The following is a 7,711-nucleotide window of genomic DNA, read 5'->3' on the forward strand; positions in this document are numbered from 1 at the left end:
TTCTTCGGGGGTGGCTTGGCGGGCCACGGTGTTGATCACCGCGTGCTCCAGGGCGGGCAGGCGGCGGCGCAGCTTTTCCACCCGGGCCAGCCACGCCAACAATTCCGGGGTCCTCAACGCGTCGCAGTCATAGCCGAACAGCTTGTCCAGGGCAGCATCCAGGGCGTCGAAATCCGCCCTCAACGCCTCCCGATCAACACCCACACCGCCAAACTATGCGCACCCACCGACAAAACCGGCCGCCCAGTGACTCCTGAAACCAAAGTGACACAAGTTATTTCACGGGTTCGGTGTGCCCGTCGCCGGCGCGCGGGGAGCCGCCTACCATGCATGGGTGACTGGCTCTTACCCTTACACATTCGACGACGTCAAAAGCCGCCCGGTCGCGGTGATCGGCGCGGGGACCCTCGGTCGTCGCATCGCGCTGATGTTCGCCGGCCGCGGCGGAACGGTGCGGATTCACGCCCGGCGCGCCGAGCAGCTCGCGTCCGCGACGCAGTACGTGACCGATTCCCTTCCGAAGTTGTTGTCGGACAGAGGGTTCGGCGAGCCTGGTATGGCGACGGCCGCGGACTCGCTGGAGGAGGCATTGGACGGCGCCTGGCTTGCTGTCGAATCCGTGCCGGAGAAGATCGACCTCAAGGTAGCCATCTGGGGACAGATCGACCGGGCCGCGCCGCCGGACACCATCTTCGGGACGAATTCGTCGTCGTTGCCCTCGCGCCTGATGGCCGAACGGGTGCGCGACAAAACGCGGTTGTGTAACACGCACTTCTACATGCCGCCCGAAATCAACGCGGTGGAGTTGATGTCCGACGGCCGCACCGCGCGCGACGTGCTGGACACGCTGCTGACGATTTTGCCCGAGTTCGGGTTTCGCCCCTTCGAGGTGCGCCGGGAGTCCACCGGATTCATCTTCAATCGCATCTGGGCGGCCATCAAGCGCGAGTCTCTAGCTGTCGTCGCCGAAGGCGTGGCCCGGCCCGAGGACGTCGACGGCATGTTCAAGGAGACCTGGCGTGTTCCGGTCGGGCCGTTCCAGATGATGGACCAGGTCGGCCTGGACGTCGTCCTCGACATCGAGAACCACTACACCGCAGAGTTCCCATACCTGCCCACGCGGGCGCGAGACCTGTTGCGGGCCCATGTCGATGCGGGAAAGCTCGGCGTCAAGACCGGCGAGGGCTTCTATACCTACTGACCGTATACCTACTGAACGTATACCTACTGACCGTATACCTACTGAACGGCGATGTCGGCGGTGACTGCCCCGGTCAACCGGATGAGGTCGGCCGGGGCCACTGCAACGTCCCAATGGCGCTTGCCCGCACTGCACAGCACCCGCTCCCAGCGCAGCGCCGAGGTGTCGACCACGGTGCGCAGCCGCCGGCGCTGACCGAACGGGGAGATACCGCCGACCACGTAACCGGTGACCCGTTCGGCCACAACGGGTTCGGCCATGGCGGCCTTGGGCGCGCCCAGCGCGGCCGCCGCGGCCTTCATCGACAGCTTGTCGGACACCGGCAGCACCGCGACGGCCAATTCGCCCGGCAGCGCGATGATCAACGTCTTGAAGACCTGCTCGGCGTCGACGTCACCGGCCTCCGGCAGGTCGGCGACGGCCCCGAAGCGCACGACGTCGTGCGCCACACCGGCGGCGACCAACGCGGCGATGCCCGGTGTGGCGGCGCGGGTCACGCCAGAAACCCTCCGGAGCCCGCTAGGGGCCCGTGTACCCCGGCGGGTTGACGCCGTCGACCCAGAAGTCGAGGCCGAGTTCCCCACCCGGCACGCAGTTGTAGACCGACAGGTCCGTGACACCGGATTCCATCAGGACGTCCTCGCACAGCAGCGAGTTGCCGGTGTATTCGCGGGCGGGTTTGTTGAGGATGACGTAGGCCGCGTCGGAGTACACCTCGGGCTTGCGGGCCCGCCCCATCGCCTCGTCACCGCCGAGCAGGTTCTGCACGGCGGCAGTGGCGACCAGCGTGCGCGGCCACAACGTGTTCGAGCCGATCCCTTCTTCGCGCATCTCCTCGGCGATGCCCAGCGCGCACAGCGTCATGCCGAACTTCGCCATCATGTACGCGGTGGGCTTCAGCCACGTGCTCTCCAGCAGCACGGGCGGCGACAGCGTCAGGATGTGGGGGTTCTCCCGGCCCTTCATGTGCGGGATGCATGCCTGCGACACCGCGTAGGTGCCGCGCACCTGGATACCGTTCATCAGGTCGAACCGCTTCATCGGCACCTCGAGGACCGACCCCAGGTTGATCGCCGACGCGTTGTTGACGCAGATGTCGATGCCACCGAACTGCTCGACGGTCTTGGCCACCGCGGATTCGACGGATTCCGGGTCGCGGACGTCCCCGACGATTGGCAATGCCTGCCCGCCGGCCTCCTCGAGTTCCTTGGCCGCGGTATAGACCGTGCCTGGCAGCTTGGGGTGCGGCTCGGCGGTCTTGGCGACCAGGGCGATGTTGGCGCCGTCCTGTGCAGCGCGTTTGGCGATCGCCAGGCCGATGCCGCGACTGGCGCCGGAGATGAACATCGTCTTGCCGTTCAGGGACATGGCGTCACACTAACCTCTCGGTGCGACGGCGCCGACCGGGCCTCGGCGATGCACTCGCGCGTGCCGTCGGAAATAGCTCCCGGGTCAGGGCTGTTGTACGACCCGGTTTCCGATGCACGCGATCACCCGCAGACACTGTCGGTGGCAGCCTTTAGATTGGGAGGATCGATCTGGTGTCAACGGCGACGAGCCTGTTGGGTAGTCCGCTGGGCGCCGGGCGGTTGGCTTGCACTTGTGCAAGTCTGGGCGCGTTTGCGGTCTTGTCCGGCGACACCGCAGCAGAAGGGACCGGGGTACTCGAGATGGCCGACTCTGACGAAGGCCGGGACGGCCGGGACGGCGAAGACGGCCGGGACGGCGCGAATCTGTCGGAGCTTCCCGAGCCCGAACCGGAGACCGACGAAGAACTGACCGCGCGGTTCGAACGCGACGCGATTCCCCTGCTGGACCAGCTCTACGGCGGTGCGCTGCGCATGACTCGCAATCCGGCGGACGCGGAGGACCTCCTGCAGGAGACGATGGTGAAGGCCTATGCGGGTTTTCGCTCGTTCCGGGCCGGCACCAACCTCAAGGCGTGGCTGTACCGCATCTTGACCAACACCTACATCAACAGCTACCGCAAAAGACAGCGACAGCCGGCGGAGTACCCCACCGAGGAGATCACCGACCGGCAGTTGGCGTCCAACGCCGCGCATTCCTCGACCGGTCTGCGTTCTGCCGAGGTCGAAGCCCTCGAATCGCTGCCGGACACCGAGATCAAAGAGGCTCTGCAAGCTTTGCCGGAAGAATTCCGGATGGCGGTCTACTACGCCGACGTCGAGGGTTTCCCTTACAAGGAGATCGCCGAGATCATGGGCACGCCGATCGGCACCGTCATGTCACGGCTGCACCGTGGTAGACGTCAGCTGCGGAGTCTTCTGGCCGAGGTGGCCAAAGAGCGGGGCTTCACTCGAGGTCAACAGGCGCACGAGGAGGTGTCGTCATGAGCTGCGCCGGCGACGATGCACAGCGAAGCGGTGAACAGGAGCAGCGGTCTTCGAGCGAGCGTTCCGGTTCGGCCTCCCCGCGCGCGGAGGACAGCGATTCCCACGGCGGCCTCGGCTGCCTCGAGGTGATCGCCGAGGTATGGACTCTGCTCGACGGCGAGTGCACACCGGAAACCCGTGCGAGGCTGCGCCAGCATCTCGACGCGTGTCCCGGCTGCCTCAAGCACTATGGGCTCGAGGAGCGGATCAAGGCGCTGATCGCCTCCAAGTGCCAGGGCGAGAAGGCTCCGGACGCCCTGCGGGAGCGGCTCAGGCTGGAGATCCGCCGCACCACCATCATCCGGGATATGCAGTAGCGATCCCGCCTCTCAGGCGTTGGGCCGCTTGCCGTGATTGGCCTTGCTGTGCTTGCGGTCACGCTTCTTACGGCCACGCTTTGCCATCTGGGCACCTCCGTCATCGGGTCGAAAACCGGGCGTCCGGCGCCCGTAACGTTGCCCCGTAGTCTCTCACGGCGCTTCGATGCGTGACCAACAGCCCGCGCGCCGCGGTCCCCGGGGGCGTTGTGGTTCGATATGTGTGAGCTTGCGACAGCAGCTCGCTGGCTCGGCAGCCAACGTACGTCGACGGCCGGAACGGATGAGGTGAAGATGGCGGAGGATGTTCGCGCCGAAATCGTGGCCAGCGTGCTTGAAGTCGTCGTCAACGAGGGTGACCAGATCGGGAAGGGCGACATCGTCGTGCTGCTGGAGTCGATGAAGATGGAGATCCCGGTCCTGGCTGAGGTCGACGGCACGGTCAGCAAGGTGAGTGTCGCGGTGGGCGATGTCATTCAGGCCGGTGATCTCATCGCCGTCATCAGCTAGCCGGTGATCCCGCGCATTGACCGGCCCGGGCGGTTCGGGAGCACGTGATGTCGACTCTCGGTGATCTGCTCGCCGAACACACGATGCTGCCCGGCAACGCGGTGGACCATCTGCATGCGGTCGTGGGGGAGTGGCAACTGCTGGCCGACCTGTCGTTCGCCGACTTCCTGATGTGGGTTCGCCGCGATGACGGCATGCTGGTCTGTGTCGCGCAATGCCGGCCGAACACCGCGCCGACGGTCATGCATGCCGATGAGGTGGCGGGCGTCGTCGACGCCGAGAAGATGCCGTTGATAGCCGAGAGCTTCGCCTGCGGCGCCACCGTCCGCGAACCGCGCGGGGGCCCGCAGACGTCCTGGCAACTGCTGGGGCCGCACGTCGAAGCGTCCCCGGTCCGGTACGGCGGACAGGTGGTCGCGGTGCTCACGAGGCACCAGAACACCTTGGCGGCCCGCCGCAAATCCGGCCAGCTCGAGACGGCCTACCGCGAATGTGCGACGAGTCTCGTACAGATGCTTGCGGAGGGAACCTTTCCCGATGTGGGCGATGTGGCCATGTCGCGCTCGACGCCGCGGGCCGGCGACGGCTTCATTCGTCTGGACGTCGACGGCGTCGTCGTCTATGCCAGCCCCAACGCGCTGTCGGCCTACCACCGGATGGGCCTGACGACGAAGTTGGAGGGCTGCAACCTGATCGAAGTGACGCGGCCGCTGATCTCGGACCCTTTCGAGGCCCAGGAGGTGGCCGAGCACATTCACGATCTGGTGGCCGGTGGGCTGAGCATGCGGATGGAGGTCGATGCCGGTGGCGCCACGGTGCTGTTGCGGACGCTGCCGCTGCTGGTGCAGGGCACCAGCAAGGGGGCAGCGGTGCTGATCCGCGACGTCACCGAGGTGAAGCGCCGCGACCGGGCCTTGATCTCCAAGGACGCCACGATCCGGGAAATCCACCACCGGGTCAAGAACAACCTGCAGACCGTGGCGGCGCTGCTGCGGCTGCAGGCCCGCCGGACGGTCAACGCTGAGGGACGGGGAGCGCTGATGGAGTCGGTGCGCCGCGTCTCCTCCATCGCGCTGGTGCACGACGCGCTGTCCATGTCGGTGGACGAGCAGGTCAACCTCGACGAGGTCATCGACAGGATTTTGCCGATCATGAACGACGTGGCATCGGTGGACAGGCCGATCCGGATCAACCGGGTCGGTGACCTCGGCGTGCTGGACTCCGACCGTGCGACGGCGCTGATCATGGTGATCACCGAGCTCGTGCAGAATGCGATCGAGCATGCGTTCGATCCCCCGGCGCAGGAGGGGTCGGTCACGATTCGGGCCGAGCGCTCGGCGCGCTGGCTTGATGTCGTGGTGAACGACAACGGGCGCGGACTGCCCGAAGGGTTCAGCCTGGAAAAGTCCGACAGCCTCGGGCTGCAGATCGTGCGCACGTTGGTGTCGGCGGAACTGGACGGCACGTTGGGCATGCGCGACGCGCCCGAACGGGGCACCGACGTGGTGCTACGGGTGCCGATCGGCCGTCGGGGGCGGTTGCTGCTGTAGCGGGCACAACAGCGCGGCCCCGACGATCGTCAAGGCCGCACTGCCGTGCGCACCTGGGTCACACTCCGCTGCGGGCCTTCGTCCGAGCGCTGCGACGCTTCAGTGCGCGTCGTTCGTCTTCGCTCATCCCACCCCAGACACCCGAGTCCTGGCCGGTGTTCAGGGCCCAGGCGAGGCATTCGGTCGTCACCGGGCACCGATTACAGATCAGTTTCGCGTCAGCGATCTGCGCGAGCGCCGGGCCACTGTTCCCTACCGGGAAGAACAGCTCCGGGTCCTCGTCGCGACAGACCGCTTTGTGGCGCCAATCCATACCTTGTAACTCCTCACTGAGTGCGCAGCAAGACGCACGGCATTTTCTTCGGCTGTTGAGCGTGCATAAAGAAAAGGATCCGTAACCTCTACGTAAAATTCCGCATGCAACCTTGTGATCGTTTCACAGGCTCAACAGATGTCAATAGGGTCCGTGTGCTCGTGGGCTATCTCACTTCAATGAACTCTTAGTCAGGCTCTTTCTCCGGTGTATTACACTGCGCCGCTACTGTCCAGCGTTTCTCCCCAGGTTTCTTTTCATGCCGTGTCATCGCAGGTCAGGGCGGTTTTTGTGGGGCGGTGCGACGACCGTGAGCGCGTCGGGAATTGCCCGGAAGGTCATGGTTTCGCGGGTGCCGAGGTAGTCTCCGTCGAACTGGCAGGCGACCGGGCCTCCCGTCGACGTGACCCGCAGACGGGCGACGTCGTCCTCGGTGAAGAGGTTCTCCAACTCGAAGTCGGGCCGTTTGGCAAGCATTTGCCGGGCTATGCGCAGGCTGGGGATCAACTTCAGGCTGGTGGGGGCGAACACTCCCAGTCCGGACTCGAAGCTGCAGCCGGGATTGGTCCACACCGGCCGCTCGCCGGCGAAGGTCCACGGACTGGCATTCGACACGAAGGCGAAGCTCACTCCGGTGAGCGGCGCCCGGTCGGGCAATTCCAGTGTCAGCGTCGGTTCGTGGCGTGTATAGCTCCACACCGCGGGGACCGCGGCGCGGATGTAGCGCCACGGCGTGACCTTGCCACCTTGGTCGCGTTCGGCCTCGACCGCCGCCACCACTTCGGCGTCGACGCCCATCCCGGTGTTCAGCACGGCCCACCGCTCTCCGCAGTCGATCAAACCGATGCGGCGCCATGCCCGGTGACGCGGGTAGTCGTCGAGCAGCTGGATGAGCTGGTTGGTTGCGGCGACCGGGTCCCGGGAGATGCCCAGCGACCGGGCCAGCACATTGGCTGATCCGCCGGGCACCACGGCGACCGCGGGAACGGGCCACGGTGGTGTCGAACCGGGGCGCCCGAGCAGGCCGTTGACGACCCCGCTGACCGTGCCGTCGCCACCGTGCACGACGACCAGTTCGGCGCCGTCTTTGGCGGCCGCCCGCGCGAGCTCGGCGCCGTGGCCGCGGTGGTTGGTGTGCTCGACGGTGAGCTGCAGGCGGCTCTTGAGGGCGTGCGCCAGCATTTCGCGGCCGGCAGATGTGGTGGACGTGGCTGTGGGGTTGACGATCAGCACGGCGCGCATGACGCCCGAGCTTAGTGGTCTCGTTCGTAAGTTCATCGGGGGTTATTGCCAGACGCCGCTGGTGCCGAGTCCGCGCTGGCGGCGCCGAGACTGCGTTCAGCGCTACCTTTTTCGCCCGACGTCGCCGCCACCGCAGTCTCGGCACCTCAGCGAACAGGCCCGACGAATCAACGGGCACGACTACT

The 7,711-nt window shown here is 66.2% G+C and carries 10 protein-coding genes and 1 pseudogene; 5 read left to right on the plus strand and 6 right to left on the minus strand.

Annotated features, from left to right (window positions below; translation table 11 throughout):
- A pseudogene (locus tag ACOJVU_RS11680) lies at nucleotides 1-204 on the minus strand (hypothetical protein); the annotation flags it as partial.
- Nucleotides 205-334: 130 nt separating this feature from the next.
- Here ACOJVU_RS11680 and ACOJVU_RS11685 point away from each other — a divergent pair.
- Nucleotides 335-1,201: a 3-hydroxyacyl-CoA dehydrogenase family protein gene (locus ACOJVU_RS11685; RefSeq protein ID WP_421529937.1), complete on the plus strand. Its 867-nt coding sequence runs from the start codon at nucleotides 335-337 to the stop codon at nucleotides 1,199-1,201.
- Nucleotides 1,202-1,239: 38 nt separating this feature from the next.
- Here the strand turns inward: ACOJVU_RS11685 and ACOJVU_RS11690 are convergent, their stop codons facing one another.
- Both ACOJVU_RS11690 and ACOJVU_RS11695 read right to left on the minus strand, forming a co-directional pair.
- The gene (locus ACOJVU_RS11690) at nucleotides 1,240-1,698 is read right to left on the minus strand and encodes a YbaK/EbsC family protein (RefSeq protein WP_421529938.1); all 459 of its coding nucleotides are present in this window, start codon (nucleotides 1,696-1,698) and stop codon (nucleotides 1,240-1,242) included.
- 22 nt (nucleotides 1,699-1,720) lie between these two features.
- Entirely contained in the window at nucleotides 1,721-2,569 is an 849-nt protein-coding gene (locus tag ACOJVU_RS11695; protein WP_421529939.1) for an SDR family oxidoreductase, read from the minus strand.
- A 302-nt stretch (nucleotides 2,570-2,871) separates the two neighbouring features.
- Between ACOJVU_RS11695 and ACOJVU_RS11700 the strand changes: the two genes are divergently transcribed.
- Both ACOJVU_RS11700 and rsrA read left to right on the plus strand, forming a co-directional pair.
- On the plus strand, nucleotides 2,872-3,555 hold the full coding sequence (locus tag ACOJVU_RS11700) for a sigma-70 family RNA polymerase sigma factor (protein WP_421529940.1): 684 nt from the start codon (nucleotides 2,872-2,874) through the stop codon (nucleotides 3,553-3,555).
- Entirely contained in the window at nucleotides 3,552-3,911 is a 360-nt protein-coding gene (gene rsrA / locus ACOJVU_RS11705; RefSeq protein WP_421529941.1) for a mycothiol system anti-sigma-R factor, read from the plus strand. The genes ACOJVU_RS11700 and rsrA overlap by 4 nt, the downstream gene beginning before the upstream one ends.
- 12 nt (nucleotides 3,912-3,923) lie before the next feature.
- Here rsrA and ACOJVU_RS11710 read toward each other — a convergent pair whose 3' ends face one another.
- The gene (locus ACOJVU_RS11710; RefSeq protein ID WP_011728008.1) at nucleotides 3,924-3,998 is read right to left on the minus strand and encodes a 50S ribosomal protein bL37; all 75 of its coding nucleotides are present in this window, start codon (nucleotides 3,996-3,998) and stop codon (nucleotides 3,924-3,926) included.
- A 207-nt stretch (nucleotides 3,999-4,205) separates the two neighbouring features.
- Between ACOJVU_RS11710 and ACOJVU_RS11715 the strand changes: the two genes are divergently transcribed.
- Complete coding sequence (locus tag ACOJVU_RS11715; RefSeq protein WP_066908359.1) at nucleotides 4,206-4,421, plus strand: biotin/lipoyl-binding carrier protein; 216 nt, start codon at nucleotides 4,206-4,208, stop codon at nucleotides 4,419-4,421.
- Between the two features lie 47 nt (nucleotides 4,422-4,468).
- Entirely contained in the window at nucleotides 4,469-5,971 is a 1,503-nt protein-coding gene (locus tag ACOJVU_RS11720) for a sensor histidine kinase (protein WP_421529942.1), read from the plus strand.
- 58 nt (nucleotides 5,972-6,029) lie between these two features.
- On the opposite strand, the gene whiB1 is transcribed toward ACOJVU_RS11720, so the two are convergent.
- Both whiB1 and ACOJVU_RS11730 read right to left on the minus strand, forming a co-directional pair.
- Nucleotides 6,030-6,284, minus strand: a complete 255-nt coding sequence (gene whiB1, locus ACOJVU_RS11725) for a transcriptional regulator WhiB1 (RefSeq protein ID WP_421529943.1) — start codon at nucleotides 6,282-6,284, stop codon at nucleotides 6,030-6,032.
- A 267-nt stretch (nucleotides 6,285-6,551) separates the two neighbouring features.
- The gene (locus ACOJVU_RS11730) at nucleotides 6,552-7,526 is read right to left on the minus strand and encodes a diacylglycerol/lipid kinase family protein (RefSeq protein WP_421529944.1); all 975 of its coding nucleotides are present in this window, start codon (nucleotides 7,524-7,526) and stop codon (nucleotides 6,552-6,554) included.
- Nucleotides 7,527-7,711: the final 185 nt, after the last annotated feature.

It is taken from the genome of Mycobacterium sp. THU-M104, from assembly GCF_049197365.1.
Taxonomy (GTDB): Bacteria; Actinomycetota; Actinomycetes; order Mycobacteriales; family Mycobacteriaceae; genus Mycobacterium.